This is a genomic window from Pseudomonas sp. FFPRI_1, assembly GCF_055384485.1.
In genome coordinates this window covers 4,722,623-4,737,481 of the sequence record NZ_AP029168.1, presented here as the reverse complement: position 1 = coordinate 4,737,481, position 14,859 = coordinate 4,722,623, and the positions used below count along the sequence as shown (strand labels likewise).

The following is a 14,859-nucleotide window of genomic DNA, read 5'->3' as shown; positions in this document are numbered from 1 at the left end:
TCAGCGGATGGTTAACACCTCGCCCCGTGTCGCGGAGCCAGGCGTCATGTCCCACGCGCGGATGACGGGCACAAACTTGTCGGTGAGGATGCGGGTCTCGGCGATGGAGCCGTCTTCGCGTTCGGTGAATTCCCGCTGGAGCGTCTTGTCCTTGTGGGTGTCACCTTTGACGACGAGCACGCGCCCCGTCTGGGAGCGCACAACGCCGGAGATCGCGCCCGCGGCCAAGGCCAGGGCGAGATGCCAGTGGGACAAGGCTCGCGCCGGTGGACGCAGCGACTGCTGCGCGGCCCCCAAGTGCGTGTCCAGCGACGGCCAGAGGCCTTGCAGCCTGCCAACCTCGTCGGCGAACTGTTCGGGCTCCATCGTCACGCGGAAGAAATGCTCCGGCTCGGCCGGACTGGCGGGGATGATGTATGGCAAGAACGGCCACTCGCTCGGAAGTTCCTCGGCTTCGACTTCGCCAAGCCCAACCTGCAGCAGCAGGCTGCGCACGGCCTTGACGCCATCGGGGGCCTGCTCGCGCTGGCGCACCCTTCGGCCGAAGATCACCACTTGCTTGAACTGCGTCTCCACCGCTCGGTAGATCCGCAGATCGGTGTAGTGACGTGTCAGCCAGCCGACCAGCTCCGCGTCGAGCACGTAGCCGGGAACGATGAAGACCAGCACGCCGCCGTACTGCAACAGCGACAGCGAACGCTGATAGAACAGCTTTTCGAGGCGGGCACGGCCCTGGCCCTGGTATCCGATGTTGCCGTTGACGTCCTTGGACAGGTCGCCATACGGCGGGTTGAGCCAGAGCAACCCGAAGGACTGTTTGGAGACCATCGTGTCCATCAGGTCCGCGTGCAGGCAGTGATCGACCAGACCTCGGGCATGGCGTGCCCGCTCCGCGTCGAACTCGACGGCGAACGCCTTGGCCTGCTCGCGCCCGAGGGCATGGGCGGCTTCGGCGATCGCCACGCCTTCGCCGGCGCAGGGATCGAGGATGCACATCGGCCCGTCGCTGGGCATCAGTGCGTTGAGGGCTCTTTCGAGCGTGGGTTCGTCGGTCGGGTAGTACCCGTTCTTGGCGAAATTGCGGGCGAGCCGCGGGAACATGAGGGCCATGGAAGTCTCCTGGTTGGCGGGGATGAAACACGGAAGCACGCCAAGGCGTGCCTCCGTGGGTGGGTCAGGCCGCTACCACTTCCGGCGTCCAGATCTTGGCCGGGTATGGATAGGCGGTGAGCACGTCACTGCGGATCAGGGAACCCAGCGCCAAGGTCAGCGCCGGCACGTCGATGGCGAGCCGATGGCCTTCCAGCGGCCCGAGGGCGAACGGAAGGCGGGCCAGCATCTCGCGGCTTTGCAGCAGTTCCAGCACGGTCTCGCGCCAGTGGTCGAGCAGCGGCAACGGGCAGGTGTCCCGCACCAGCATCCACAGGCGGTCAAGCCGGTGGGCACTGTCGCGTGGCAGCAATGCCAATGCGCTGGCGTTGGCCTTGTCGGGCTTGACGCAGCGCCGGTCGAACAGCCACACGTTGGACAGCGAACCGAACAGCGTTCGCCGGTAAGCGCGGGTCATGCGCTTTTCCAGGCGATCGACGTTGCCGACGAACACCGGGACGCTGCCGCCCTGATCGGTGATGATGTGGAACTGGTCCAGTCCCTGCTCGTCGCGCCCGAGGGTCAGGCGAGCAAGGAACTGCTGGACGGCGGTGTCGCGCGCCCAGATGGACAGGAAGATCAGGTTGCCCTGGTCATCGCCGACACAGGCGTCGGCCATCACGTCCGGGCATTCGTCGATGCGGTACAGCGTGGAAGAAGTGTTTGCGGGCATGGTGGTGTCCTCGGATGAACGGGAACAGCACCGCCCCCTGGGGCAAGTACTGCCCCAGTGGGAAGAAAATCGCTCAGTCCGGCTCGAACTGCCGGGTGTGCGGGTTGAAGTGAAGCGCCTCGTCCACCGCCGTGATCGGCGTGAAGCCGTCCAGGTAGATGTTGTTGAGGTACTGGTCGCGGTAGGTCAGTGCCTGCCGTGCCTGTTCCTCGGTGAGGCCGTTGCTGATGAAGTACTCCAGCATCTCCTCGTCGGAGGACACTTCGTCGTTGGACAAACTTCCTTCAACGAGTGCCAGCAGCGAGGGTGAGAGCGCAGCCAGGATCGGGTCCATGTTGGTTCCTCCTGGCTCAGGCCATCAGCGTCGCGGCGGGAGCCGTGACAGCCGTGGGTGTGCGTCGCCGTGCGTGGTAGGCGCGAACGCCTGCACGCCAGTCGGCGGACTGCTCCGGTGCGAGGTCCAGATAGGACAGCGGGCACGAGTAGTAGTACGGGTGCATGGACTCTTCCAGCGGCTTGTAGCCCCACTGGTTGCCGCTGCGTTCCAGCAGATCGCAGCGGATGTAGCGCAGGGACTGGCCCGGCGCGAGATCACGATGCACACCCTCGACCTTGGCGGTCATTTCGACCACGGACCACAGCACGTTGCCGCGCAGTGCGTGAGCGATGACCTTCGCGCTGACGCGCTCGGTCTGCTGCGGTGCGATCAATTCCGCGATCAGCTCAGACCGCGATTGGGGAGAGAAATACCAGCCCATGAGAGGCCTCCTGGAAAAAGTAGAGTCGGAGGCCTCCCGCAGGGGGAGAACCCCGACGGGTGGTGAAAAGCCGATCAAGCGGCGATGACGTGTGCCGGACCTCAGTAGTCCGAATCGCAACCGGCCGGGCAATAACCCAGTTCGATTCCGTGCGAGCAATAGCCGTGTTCAGCGTTCCAGTCCTGGGCTTCCTGCCTTTCGGCCGGTGTCGCGTAGTCCCATTCCTGTGCGATCTGCAGCGCTTGTGCGCGTTGGTCTTCGGGCAATCGAGCAACTTGCTCGTCGATCGCGGAACTGAAGCGTTCGACGTAGTAGTCGTGAGACAGTCCGCACCCCTTGGTGGCTTGTGCGGCTTCCGTCTCGCAGAGAGCCCGCCAAGCGGGTTCATCCAGAGCGGAGCGAGGGGAATCGCAAGCGATGGTGGACATGATGGAGACCTCCAAAAAGGAGCCGAGGCCTCCCCCGCATGGGGAAGGAACCCCGGCGGGTGGATGAAGGACACCGCGGATGCGGCGCCCATGGTTACGCAGGTTGCAGTTCGGCCCGGCGGCTCCACTCCTGCGTCTTGAAGTCCAGCGCGTAGCCCAGTTCGTCCAGGCGGGCGATCTGCGCGCGCAGGGCGCGGCGGTCGATGGTCGAATCCAGCTTCACGGACTCGCCCAGCGGCCACAACAGGCCGAACAGTGCGGCGTCGCCATCCTCGGTGCTGCCGGGGGCAGCAGCCGTAGCAGGCGGCGGCGCGTCCACGCCGAAGGGCGTCGTATCGATCAGCGGGTCCGCGGAGGCCTGCACGGGTGCAGATTTGGCGGACCTGGATGCCTTGGAGGCCTTGACCGGCGTTGCCGCAGGCGGCGGCCCTTGCTCTTCATCGAGCGGATCGACTTCCTGTGGGGCGAAGCTATGTGCTTCGGCCTTGCTCAGCTTGTCGATGCCGAAAAGTGTCATGCCGTCCAGGTTGGCGCGCATCTCGAAACGCATGCTGCCGTCGCTGATCGGATAGCCTTTGAGGAAGATGTAGCGGAGGACGAATTCCCCTTGGTACTTGCCCTCGGGGTACTGCTCCAGTTCGGCATCTTTTATCGTGAACTTGCCGAGTTGGCATTCGAGCTTGCCAACGTTGAACTTTCCGTTGCGGCCGTGAATGGTGCGCAGCGCGAGCTGGCCCGGGACGATAATGGGCGTGGCCGATTTCTCGGGTGCCGATGTGACTGCCATGATGCTTCTCCTTGAGAAATAGGAAAAAGGCAAGGCCCCGTGAGGGGCCATGCCGGATCAGAACGAAGCAGCCAATGCCGGCTCCTGCTCCTCGACTTCACCTGCGGGCTCGCGCTCGGCGGACTCGGCAGGCTGCTCGGCAGCGGTGTCGGCAGCGTCCTCGGCTTCGGGCGCGGATGCGTCCTGGGCCTGCGGTGCCTCGGCTTGCGCCTGGCTCGTGGGATAGACCTGGGTGCCATCGATCTTGATCAGACCGATGTGGACCAGCGTCGATTCCAGACTCGCGGCCGGTTCCCCGGCGTGCTCGCCCTTGGTGCGGATGTACGGATCGATCTTCATGTCGTTCAGACGGAAGGCGACCAGCACTTTGCGATCCGCTTCGATGGCCTGCACGCACCGGCGAACCAGGTGCTCGGCTTCAGGGGTGGCGACGATCGTGTCGAAATACCGATACTCCGGTTCATCGACAGGGCCGGTCAGCGCTGCGATGCAGCACGACAGGAAGGGATCACCGTCTTTGGGAGTGACGTCCTTCGGGCGGCTGAGGTAGCCGATGCCGCGGGTGATCAGCTCGTGCTGCTTGATCGAGGCCAGTTCGGCCCGGTCAATCAGTTCGGTCTTGAGCAGCCGGGCCTTGAGAGACCCGCCTACTTCGCCCTTGCGTTCACCCTTGTCGCGGATGAAGGGATCGGCGCGCAGATCGCCAGTACGGAAGCGCACCAGTGGGCGCTGCTTGGGATCGTCAACGCCGATGTAGCGCTGGACGAGCTTCTTGGCCTCGGCACCCGAGACTTTGACGTCGAAGTAGCGGTAGCTGGGGTCCCTGGCAGGGCCGACCAGCGCGGCGATGGTGCATGCCAGGAAAGGCTGCGCTCGGCGGCCGCCCCTGACGGGCACTTCACGGACACGCTGGATGTAGCCGATGCCCGAAGTGTGGAGGTCGAAATACGATTTCTCGTTTGAAGTGGTGTTCATGGTGAATCTCCATAGGGATGAAGCGGAGACACACCAGCCCACGCATGCGGGGAGAGGTGCGTAACCCCGCGGTGGGTTGATAAGGCGAAAGCATCCGCCACCAGAGACTGGTGGCCGCTCGCGAATGGATGCGGTGCGAGCTGGCTCGGTCACGCAGTCGAAACTGCGCCGCAACCTCGAAGACCGATGGTTGCCTGGCATGTCGCTGACGACGTCAGCAGGCATGGGGGCAGCATCGCCGGGCCTCGCGCGTGCGACAGCAATCAATCGGCATCCGGGCGCTTCCCATTTTTTCCAGGCTGCCCAGTTCCGCCCAAAAAGAAGCCCCCAAAATGGGGGCTTCAAAGGGTATGCGGACATTTTTGACTACGCCGATTCCACCGCCGCCAGTGACAGATGCGTAGCGGTGGCGGACAGCTCCAGATCATCTGAGCTTTGCAGAATGCGAGTGAAAACGCTGTCTTTCGGGTCGAAGAACTCGCCGAAGTCGTCGCCTCCAAGTTCGGCGCGTGCCAGTTCCCACCAGTCATCGAACGGGTCGATATCCGGGTTGCAGCCGACGGCATAGGCCAGCAGCTTCACGCGGCCATCGGGGCGGCGCTCTCCGCGCTCGGCGAGGAAGTACACGCCCTGGTCCTTGGCCAGGGCGACGCGGCATTGGTTGGCGATGGCCTCGGCAAGCACGGGGCGCAGGTCGGAGCCTCTGAATCGCAGTGACATGGTTGAAATCTCCTGTATGGATTAAGAAAAAGCCCTCCACCCAAACGGATGGAAGGCTTGTGGGGCAGTCGCCGGTAGGCTATGGACTGGTCAGTCGTGCCGCTGGGCTTCCTGTCTGGCATGTCAGGCTGGAACCGCCTGACGTCGCCGAGGAGCTTTGGCGTCGATCACGCTGACGTCGATCAGGCGCCAGCGCCCGTCGTCGATGAGCCGCTCCAGCACGTCACCGAGCATGTCGAAATACACCTCGTCGTGCCGATCGATCAATTCACCGTCGCGATGCAGCTCCACCACGTAGGTGTCGCCGCCACGGTCGTAGAGGATCGTCACCTGACCCTCGAACTTGGTGGTTGAAACCGTGAAGCTGATCGCCGGCGGGGTCTCGATGATCTTGGAGGGCTTGGGATCGACCCAGACGAAGTCGCGGGCACCTGCATCGACCAGCATGTGGGTGATGCACCGGAACCCGTCGGGCGCGGGCATCTCCTCCAACTGCTCGATGAGTTGGCCCAGTTCCATGCACTGCGGCTCGGGAATGGGCAGCTTGGCGGGCGCTTTGCCGAGGATATGCCTCGTGATGGTGTAAGGCGTGCCATCCGAAGTCTTCTCGGTAACGACTTCCGGGGTGTCCGCGCGCAGGCCGTCGAAACGTCGCCGGGCGTAGGGTTGGACATGAACCTTGGCGCCCTCGCTCGGGACGGTGGTCACCAGGTTGGGGTCGAGCACCGCGAACTCGCTGGGCTTGAGCTTGACGACGATGGCATCGTCATTCGCCGCGACCACCTTGCCGTCGAAGGGTTGGGGATCGATGGCGAAGCCCAGCGTCGAGGATTGCGGCTGATCATCGAACACGCGGTACTTGAACGACCGCACGTTGCGGGGCACATGGCCTGCGACAAGCGAAGGCATCAGGGTCTTGATGAGAGAGCGATCCATGGGAATCTCCTTGAGAAAGAACAAGGGATTCCCCGCCCACAAGGGAGAGGTCCCTTGTGGGTGGATGGACGCGGTACGTCCGTAGGAAGAATCGACCAGCACGGTGTCCCGCACTTGCAGCCTTGAAGGCCTCGGCTGCCAGGGCATGTGTCGGCAACGCCGACGAACATGGAGCAAGGATGGCTCTGAAATGGGCGGCCTGCCCGCAAGAAATCGCACAGCGTCGCACCCGCTTTCCAGCGCTTCGGACAAGAAAAAGCCCCTCGAAAGGGGCTTGGTTGGGTCAGGCTTCGTACACGAAGTAGTGTTCTCGCTGACGTGGGAAGAAGACATGTTTCCATGTATCGCCGCTGGTGTTGCCACCGTCGAAGACGACCATTTCGTAGTCGTCAATGTCGGTGTCCACCAGTTCGACGCTGGCGACATGGCGCATGTGCAGCGTGCCGCTCATGCGCTCGAATACCAGGATCTGGCCGATGGCGTCGTCCTGGCCCATGGCATTGACGCAGGAACCGAGCTGGTACTCGAAGTCGGACGTGCTAGGGATGAGGTTGGGGAACATGAGGTTGCTCCTATGAAAATGAACCAGCCCGGCTCCGGGAGGGAGACGGGCTGGTATGGGGAGAACAAAGAGGAAGGATGTTGTGTCGCGTGGCTGCTAGGACTCGGCCAACGGCAGGCCCAACAGCACGGGTGCGTCGGCGTCGAGAATCAGGATGCGCACATCGGCCTGGCCGGCCAGTTCAATGACGTTCGCCAGGTCATCCGGCATGCCCTTGCTTCGGTGCTCCTGGCGAAGCTGCTCCGCACTGATCCCCTCGACGCGCTCCAGGTTCTTGTCCGTCCAGGGGGTGGAGATCAGCTTGATGCCGATCGCCGGGCTGTAAGGAACCCGGAACGCGATGAACAGGAATGCCTCCGGCGTGGCGAGGTCTGCCAGGTTGGCGAGGTATTGGCCGGTTTCCTCGCTTATGTGTGCACTGCTGATTTCCCAGCACCGGCTGTAGTAGCCGGTCTCGAAACTCAGGCGCTGCACGACTTCCCGTGCCGCTTCAGCCGAATAGGTATCGCCGACGTGGATGGGGCGGCCGTCGAAGTCGTCGCCATGGATGGCATAGACCACGGCGCCGATTACGCCTTCACCGCTGACACCTTCTCCGGCATCGCATTCGGCCAGTACCTCGGCATTCACGGGTTGGGGACCATTTTTGACCACGGCGAAATCGCTGGTGATGATGCACGAGGATGAAATCAGTTCCTCGTCGGAAAAGTGCTTTTGGCTCGCGTGGACGATTCGCCAAACATGCGGGCTTCCGTCCTCGTAGCTGATGCACAGCGTGCGGACGATTTTCAGATTCCAGTAGCCGCGGAGAAATGGATTGGGTTTCAGGGACATGGCAACTCTCCAGATTTGAATAATGGAGCCAATCCCCGCCACCGGGAATTGGACCCGGTGGGTTGAAAGTGGAAAATGCGTCAGTCGGCGCTGATCGTTGGCGTCTGGGCCAGCCGTTCGGCGATGCGATGGCGCACATTCAGGCGGAAATGCTCGTCGGTGATGCCGGCAAGCAGGTTGGCGGCCTCCAGCGCGATCAACGCCGAGGCCTCTTCGATGTCGGTGGCCACGATGGTCTTGCGCAGTTGGTCGCCGAGTTGGAGTGCCTGCGAGGACGTTCTGAAGACCTGGGCCTCGCGGCTCAGGTAGCAGCCGTTGCCGCCGAACTCGAACAGCCTCGGTTTGCTGCAATGCCAGCAACCCTCGAACTGGATGGCGGTCAGGTGATGACCGTCATCGAGGCAGGAGGCGATCAGAAACAAGGCTTCCAGGTCGGCGCTGTCCTCGAACTGGTGGTGCTCGATGAGGTTCTCCAGCTCCCAGTCCTGGTCAGCACCGAAGTGCGCGGCCAGCCGTTCAAGCAGAGGTGGAATCGACAGTTCTTCGTCGTCGGGCATGGGGATGCCGAGTTGTGTGGCCAGGTCTTCCAGGCCATCCAGCACATCCGTCCAGCGCGGGTCATTGGTCTCGGCGATCTGGGCGATGTAAGCCTGCCCATTGCCGGGATGGTTTTCATCCAGCGCAAAGGCGCCGAACAGCGCCTTGATGACGGGAGTAACGCGGTCGAGCACGAGAACGCCCGTGCCTTCGTAGTAGTTGTTTGCCATGGTGGCTCCTTTCGGGGAAGTGAGCGGAGCCAGCCCATGCGGACGATGGCATCCGCGGGAATAGCCCAAGGCCGTTGGCGCCGGGCGATGGGTAAGAAAAATTGAGGGACATGGCCTCATGGGCGCATGTCCCTCACGTGGGATCGAGAGGACAGTGGCGTGCCGGAGACCGGCTCACCAGCCGCTGTAGTTCACCAGCAGGTCGGCGATGACCTTGCGGCGTTCCAGGTCGAGACCGTCGAAGTCCGACAGCCCGTCGAAGTGGCAGCGCTTGAGCATGGCACCGCCCTCGCGCGCGTTGTAGAAGCTGACCATGGCGGACAGGAACATGCGTTCGCCGCTGCTCAGGACGCCGAGGGCATCGTTGAGCCGCAGCATGTCGGGACGCAAATCCCACTTGGTGTTGGCCTGGTTCAGGCCTTCGCGGGTGCCGTCGCCGAACCATTGCGGGCCGGCGATCTCGACACCACGCTTCCAGGCCTCGAAGAAGGCTTGGGGCGCGGCAGCGAAATGCTGCTCTTCCCGCATGATCTGATCGACGACTTCCTGTGGCAGAAGCTGGTTCATGACGTGATTCCTCCAGTTGGATCAGGGCGTGGCGAGCTGGGTCCAGCCGCCTCTTTCGAGCGCACGTTGAGCCGCGGCGTAGCTGCGGAAGTACTCGCGGGATTCCCGCGAAACGGGACCTTCGGTATCGCGCGTGCCGATGTAGTGACCGGCGGCGCTTTGCAGGACTTCGAGCGGCAGGAACTTGCCGCAGTAGGTCGAGGCCAGTTGGCCGAAAGAGGCTTGCTGGGACATGGACGGACTCCTTTGAAAAGCGGGGCCTTGTCCCTCACGGGATGGCAGCTCCCGCACGCGGTTGATAAAAGGCATCGACGTCACGAGGACGCGCGTCCGCAGACTTGATGCGATGCGGACTGGTGGGCAACGCGGGAGGGACCCGCGGCAGCCTGGAACCCTGGCTGCTGGCATGTGCTGACGAATCAGCGAACATGCGGGCAGCTTCGTGCGAGGGCCGCTCGGCGTCAGTGGGAAAACGGCATCCGACCCAGCCCCGATTGATGGGCGCAGAAAAGAAAAGCCCCGCATCGAGTGCGGGGCTGTCAGGAGGGTGCGGTGGCGCTGGGTCAATCGGGCTTGTCGCCCAGGACATGCTGCTTCCACAGGTCGAATGCCTGCTCGGGCGGAAGCTCGGCGAGGATGACGATGGGCTGGGCCTGCCGGGCGCGCAGCGAAGCGAAGTACGCCTTGCGGTCGGCGATGGCCTTGAGCTTGATGCCCTTGATGAACAGCAGTTTGCCGTCCTTGATGAACAGCACCTTGTTGCCGATGTCGCGGTTGAAAGCGGCTCGCACCTTGCGTTCCGCGTGCATGGCATCGGCCAGCTCATCGACCAGGAAGTCGAGCGTCATGTCGATGTAATGGGGGTCTTCACCCTCCTGGCCGAGATCGAGCGGCGCAGGCGGCAGTTCCTTGGCGAAGGCTTCGGCCTGAGCCAGCAGCGTCGTCTTGTTATTGAGCGCGCGGAGGAATGTCGAGCCGCCATGCCCGTCGTTGCGGGCCTCGGCGATGGGAGTGCCGTCGAACACGACGGTCGCGGTGAAGCACAGCGTTTCCTCGCTGGCGAAGTCGGCGACCTTGAGGTTCTTCAGCATGATGCGGTCTTGCTTGGTGATGGTGTCCATGGAAAGTCCTGAAATCGACCGGGTGGCGACATGCCCCTGACGGGACGTGGCGACCATCCCGTGGGTTAGAGAAAGGAGGCATCGATGCCCCGGTGGGCAGCGTTCGCCGGTGAGATGCCGAAGCGAACTGGCGGGTGGCGTGGGCGGAACCCACGGCAGCCTTGACACCCTGGCTGCGGGCTGCTGCCGATACATCGGCAATGCAGGGACGAGAATGGCGCGGCGCGCAGGCTGCGTCGTCGATCAATCCGAAGCGGTCGAGCCCGTCTTGTGCAGGCACTGCACCAGCCGGTTGCCCAGCCAAGCCATGCATGGGACGGCCATGGAGTTGCCGATCGCCTTGTAGCGCGGAGCGTCAGCGGCAGGCTTCCCGCGATACGGGATCAGCGTGTAGTCGTCGGGCATGCCCTGCAGCCGCTCGCACTCCATCGGCATCAGCCGCCGCACCCGCCATTGCGACCAGTCGCCGGGGCCGGGGTCGTTCCAGTCGTAGCGGAAATGGGCCTCGAAGTCGGGGGCCAGCACATGGGGCTTGTCAGCACCGCCGCCGCTGGTACGCAGCGCGGCCGCTACGCTGCCGCCCAGCTCGGCGGCAAGACCCTGCGGCCGTCCCCGGAGGGCAACGCAGGTCACCATGGGCACGCCGTAGCCCGGCTTGCCGTTGGACAGGACGGTGCAAGCTACCTGTCCATGGCCTGACTCGAAGCGCACTTCGCCGCGGTTGTTCTGCGCGAAGGCGATGGCGGGTACGACGCCGGCGTTTGCATGACTGTTGCGATGCCCGCCGGCACGCAGCGTTGGCGTCAGGTCGATCGTGGCATCCGCGCCGCTGCCCTGGGCGGTGAAGGCGATGATCGGCACGCCCTTGCCGGTGCCGTCCTCGCTGCTGCCCTTGCCGTTGTTGGCGGTGTCGAGGGTATGGGCGATGCTGCCGGCGACGGACTGCACCATGAACGTCTCGGTGCGGATGTCGTGCTTGGGACCCGCGGCCATCAGGCATGCCGCAACATCGACGGGGCCGGTGCCGCCGCTGAATCCGAACATCGTGGTGACCTTGCCGTAGGGCTGCGTCAGCCCGGCGAATCCTGCGTATCCGCCTGCTGCTGCAGCACCCGGTTCAGTAGCGCGGGCAGCTTCTTGCCACGGCGCGCGGCCCGCAGAAGAATCCCCGAGCAGGCCTGCGCGCTCAAAAAGTACTTCGGTGGGATCGAGACCATCTCCACCACTTGCCACAAGAAACACGCGCTTGCGGCGTTGGGCGACACCGAAATATTGAGCGTCGAGCACGCGCCAGGCGATGCGGCGGCGGGGTCCAGACACACAACCAGCGTGCGCCCATTTTTCCCCTGGCGGCTGGAGCGCACGGCCTTCGCCGGCCAGTGCGCCCAGGAAATGTCCGAAGGCATTGCTGCGGTCGTTGAGGACGCCGGGGACGTTTTCCCAGACGAGCGTTGCCGGCGGGCGGCGGTCTTGGTGGCGGGTTTGGTCGATGGCATTTGCAAGCTCCACATAGGCAAGGGTCAAGGCGCCGCGCGGGTCATCCAGTCCCTGGCGGGCGCCGGCAACGCTGAACGACTGGCATGGCGTGCCGCCGACCAGGATGTCGGGCGCCGGCACGGTGCCGGCGCGCACCTGACGGGCGATCGCGGTCATGTCGCCCAGGTTGGGCACGTGGGGGTAACGGTGAGCGAGCACGGCGCTCGGGAACGGGTCGATCTCGGCGAACCACGCGGCTTCAAGGCCGAGGGGTTGCCAGGCGAGGCTCGCGGCCTCGATGCCGCTGCACACGCTGCCATACAGCAGTGGCGCGGCCTGGGGCGCACCGCGAAGGGTGCAAGGTTGCGGGTTCATGTCGGGTCTCCTGTTCGTGTGGCCCGGGGCGGGCCGGGACGTTGATAGGCAGGAGAAAGGCGCCGAAGGCCTTGCGGCCTTCGGCTCGGGAGGAAAGAACCACCCGTGGGCTGGTGCAGGCCCGGTCGTCGCTAGAACCGTCTGCTCATCAGCAATCACACCCGGCGCATGTCGTGGTTCGCGCCGGCATCGTCTGGCGCACATCCGCGCACAAAGGGAGCCCGTTTTTGCGCCGGCGGGCACCGGCACCGAATACCGCTGACCACGAAGGGTCTCCGGGTGGCTCGCGCAGCCTGGCAAGCCATCGGGGGACCCTTCGCAGAGGCGGGAGAAATGCAGATCAGCAGAACGCGGGAGGCGGTTCGCGGAGAAGCTACCTTCAGGTCCCGCGGCCGGGGATGACCAAGCGGGACGCGCACACGGACAAGAAGGCGTTGCGCGCTGGGCGTCCCGCAGGGCATGCGGGACACAGGCCGCGCCGCCGATGGCGGGCACGGCTCACGGGGAACGGGGTCGGTCAGGAGCCTTTGCGGCCGCCACTGCGCGGACGCGAGGCACTACGCTTGGACGTGCCGGATTCGACCGGCAGAGTGCCTTTGCAGTCGGGGTAGCGGCTGCACGACCAGAACGGGCCGCTCTTGCCGGTGCGCTGGCGCGTGGGCGCGCCGCACTGCGGGCAAGCCGGCCCTTGGGGAACCTTGATGGACAGGGACGTGTTGCCGTACTGCGCGATCAACTGTGAGATCCATGCAGCCTGCTTGCTGATGAATACGTCCAGCGTGAGCTGCCCAGCTTCGATCATGTCCAGCGCCTGTTCCCAGACGGCGGTTGTCCCTGGGTCGGCAATCGCTGTGGGTACCGCGTCGATCAGGGTGAAGGCCGCATCCGAGGCACGGATGGCGCGGCCCTTCTTCACGAGGTAGCCCCGCGTCAGCAGGCCACTGATGATGTTGGCCCGCGTCGCTTCGGTTCCGATGCCGACCGTATCCTTGAGCTTCTGTTTCAGGCGCGGGTCCGAGACCAGTTTGGCGACGCCCTTCATGGACTTGACCAACTCGCCTTGCGTATAAGACCGAGGGGGCAGCGTCTTGAGCGCCTTCAGATCGACGTCGGCCACCTGACATGCCAGCCCCTCGCGCAGCGCGGGCAGTACCTGGCTGCGCGCCGCAGGGGCGCCATCCTCCTCAATTTGCGGTTCGGCCAGCACCAGGCGCCAACCCTTGACGACGACCTGCTTGCCGGTGGCCGCCAGCGTCTGCTGGCCGCAGGAGAGGTTCGCCACGGTGCGGTCGAACTCGTGGTGAGGAAGGAATTGCGCCAGGTAGTGCGCCCGGATCAGCCGATACACTGCCAGTTCCTTCTCACTCATGGTCGAGAGGTTCGCCGGTTCGAGCGTCGGGATGATGCCGTGGTGCGCGGATACCTTTGCGTCGTTCCAGGCGCGTGAGCGTTGAGTGCGGTCGAGCTGGTCCATGATCGGTCGCAGCGACGGATCGGTCTTGACCAGGCTGTCGAGAACCGTTGGCACCTCGGCGAACATGCTTTCGGGCAGGTATCCCGAATCGGAGCGCGGGTACGTCGTGGCCTTGTGCGTCTCGTACAGGGCCTGAGCAATGTCCAAGGTCTCCTGCACATCCAGCCCAAGCTGCTTGGAACACACCTCCTGCAAGGTCCCCAGGTCGAACGGCAGCGGCGGGCCTTCCCGCACGCGCTCAGTTTCGACCGACACCACCTGGGCGCTGTCCGCGACGCGGATCTGCTGCGCGGCGTGCTGCGCGATGGGCTGCTGCAGGCAGCGGCCGGCGTCGTCGGTGCATGCTTTCGGGGGAACCCATTGCGTGGTGAAAGTCTGGCCACCAGCGGACAGGGACACGTCGATGGCCCAGTACGGCACGGACACGAAGGCGGCGATCTCGCGGTCGCGGTCCACGACCAGTTTGAGCGTGGGGGTCTGGACGCGGCCGACCGACAGCACGCCGTCATAGCCGGCCTGTCGTCCCAGCACCGTGAACAAGCGGCTGAGGTTCATGCCGACGAGCCAGTCCGCCCGAGAGCGCGCCAGTGCCGAGTAGTACATCGGCAGGGTCTCGGCCGACGGCCGGAGCTTGCCGAGCGCGGCGCGGATGGACGCATCGTTGAGCGCCGACAGCCACAGCCGCTCGATGGGACCGCGGTAGCCGCACAGATCGATGATCTCGCGGGCGATCAACTCGCCTTCGCGGTCGGCATCAGTGGCGATGACAAGCTGGGTCGCCTTCGCCAGAAGCGCCTTGACGACCTTGAACTGCGTGGCGGTTTTCGGTTTGACCTCGACCCGCCAGTGCTGAGGAATGATGGGCAACTGCTCCAGCGACCAGCGCTTGAGCGCCGTGTCATAGACCTCGGGGGCTGCCGCTTCGACGAGATGGCCGATGCACCAGGTGACGGTGACGCCGGAACCGTTGAGGCAGCCTTCACCGCGCTGCGTGGCACCGAGAATCCGGCCAATGTCTTTGCCCTGGGAGGGCTTCTCGCACAAGAACAGCCGCATGTCCGTCCATCCCGATTCCCGTTGTTCATGGAGTTGCTGGAATCGAGGATGCCGAGCGCCGCCTGGGGCAGCAGCAAACAAGCCGCATGCGGCGGCGACCGCTTTCACGGGATGGAATCGCTTGTACGGGAGGCGCGCGTGGCCGCAGGTGTGCGGATCGGGAGCCGCGATTTGCGGGAGCGCGTGGAATTCAGTGGACGC

17 protein-coding genes are annotated in these 14,859 nt (G+C 64.4%); all 17 read right to left on the bottom strand.

Features of this window, described 5'->3' with window-relative positions; all coding sequences use genetic code 11:
- The 17 genes from ACZ5BO_RS21000 to ACZ5BO_RS20920 all read right to left on the bottom strand — a co-directional run bounded on the left by ACZ5BO_RS21000 (position 1) and on the right by ACZ5BO_RS20920 (position 14,658).
- Entirely contained in the window at positions 1–1,110 is a 1,110-nt protein-coding gene (locus ACZ5BO_RS21000; protein ID WP_023093454.1) for a DUF6094 domain-containing protein, read from the bottom strand.
- Positions 1,111–1,174: 64 nt separating this feature from the next.
- The gene (locus tag ACZ5BO_RS20995; protein ID WP_023093455.1) at positions 1,175–1,822 is read right to left on the bottom strand and encodes a hypothetical protein; all 648 of its coding nucleotides are present in this window, start codon (positions 1,820–1,822) and stop codon (positions 1,175–1,177) included.
- 73 nt (positions 1,823–1,895) lie between these two features.
- On the bottom strand, positions 1,896–2,156 hold the full coding sequence (locus tag ACZ5BO_RS20990) for a hypothetical protein (protein ID WP_003050326.1): 261 nt from the start codon (positions 2,154–2,156) through the stop codon (positions 1,896–1,898).
- Between the two features lie 16 nt (positions 2,157–2,172).
- Positions 2,173–2,580: a hypothetical protein gene (locus tag ACZ5BO_RS20985; RefSeq protein ID WP_023093456.1), complete on the bottom strand. Its 408-nt coding sequence runs from the start codon at positions 2,578–2,580 to the stop codon at positions 2,173–2,175.
- A gap of 101 nt (positions 2,581–2,681) precedes the next feature.
- Positions 2,682–3,008, bottom strand: coding sequence for a hypothetical protein (locus ACZ5BO_RS20980; RefSeq protein WP_023093457.1), 327 nt, complete (start codon positions 3,006–3,008; stop codon positions 2,682–2,684).
- Between the two features lie 94 nt (positions 3,009–3,102).
- A complete protein-coding gene (locus tag ACZ5BO_RS20975; protein ID WP_023093458.1) occupies positions 3,103–3,795 on the bottom strand; it encodes a DUF3275 family protein in 693 nt (230 codons plus the stop codon).
- A gap of 57 nt (positions 3,796–3,852) precedes the next feature.
- Entirely contained in the window at positions 3,853–4,770 is a 918-nt protein-coding gene (locus ACZ5BO_RS20970) for a DUF3577 domain-containing protein (RefSeq protein WP_023093459.1), read from the bottom strand.
- Positions 4,771–5,136: 366 nt separating this feature from the next.
- Positions 5,137–5,490 (bottom strand): DUF3085 domain-containing protein, encoded by a 354-nt coding sequence (locus ACZ5BO_RS20965; RefSeq protein ID WP_023093460.1) that lies wholly within the window; start codon positions 5,488–5,490, stop codon positions 5,137–5,139.
- Positions 5,491–5,613: 123 nt separating this feature from the next.
- A complete protein-coding gene (locus ACZ5BO_RS20960) occupies positions 5,614–6,426 on the bottom strand; it encodes a hypothetical protein (RefSeq protein WP_023093461.1) in 813 nt (270 codons plus the stop codon).
- 283 nt (positions 6,427–6,709) lie between these two features.
- Positions 6,710–6,988 (bottom strand): hypothetical protein, encoded by a 279-nt coding sequence (locus ACZ5BO_RS20955; RefSeq protein WP_023093462.1) that lies wholly within the window; start codon positions 6,986–6,988, stop codon positions 6,710–6,712.
- Between the two features lie 96 nt (positions 6,989–7,084).
- Positions 7,085–7,822 (bottom strand): DUF5983 family protein, encoded by a 738-nt coding sequence (locus tag ACZ5BO_RS20950; protein WP_023093463.1) that lies wholly within the window; start codon positions 7,820–7,822, stop codon positions 7,085–7,087.
- 80 nt (positions 7,823–7,902) lie between these two features.
- A complete protein-coding gene (locus tag ACZ5BO_RS20945) occupies positions 7,903–8,589 on the bottom strand; it encodes a hypothetical protein (protein ID WP_023093464.1) in 687 nt (228 codons plus the stop codon).
- A gap of 174 nt (positions 8,590–8,763) precedes the next feature.
- The gene (locus ACZ5BO_RS20940) at positions 8,764–9,156 is read right to left on the bottom strand and encodes a hypothetical protein (protein WP_023093465.1); all 393 of its coding nucleotides are present in this window, start codon (positions 9,154–9,156) and stop codon (positions 8,764–8,766) included.
- 21 nt (positions 9,157–9,177) lie between these two features.
- The gene (locus tag ACZ5BO_RS20935; protein WP_023093466.1) at positions 9,178–9,390 is read right to left on the bottom strand and encodes a hypothetical protein; all 213 of its coding nucleotides are present in this window, start codon (positions 9,388–9,390) and stop codon (positions 9,178–9,180) included.
- Between the two features lie 329 nt (positions 9,391–9,719).
- Complete coding sequence (locus tag ACZ5BO_RS20930) at positions 9,720–10,277, bottom strand: hypothetical protein (RefSeq protein WP_034084950.1); 558 nt, start codon at positions 10,275–10,277, stop codon at positions 9,720–9,722.
- A 243-nt stretch (positions 10,278–10,520) separates the two neighbouring features.
- Positions 10,521–12,128 carry a DNA cytosine methyltransferase gene (locus tag ACZ5BO_RS20925; protein ID WP_023093468.1) on the bottom strand — a complete coding sequence of 536 codons (1,608 nt, stop codon included), beginning with the start codon at positions 12,126–12,128 and terminating at the stop codon, positions 10,521–10,523.
- A 517-nt stretch (positions 12,129–12,645) separates the two neighbouring features.
- Complete coding sequence (locus ACZ5BO_RS20920; RefSeq protein ID WP_023093469.1) at positions 12,646–14,658, bottom strand: DNA topoisomerase III; 2,013 nt, start codon at positions 14,656–14,658, stop codon at positions 12,646–12,648.
- Between the last annotated feature and the right edge of the window lie 201 nt (positions 14,659–14,859).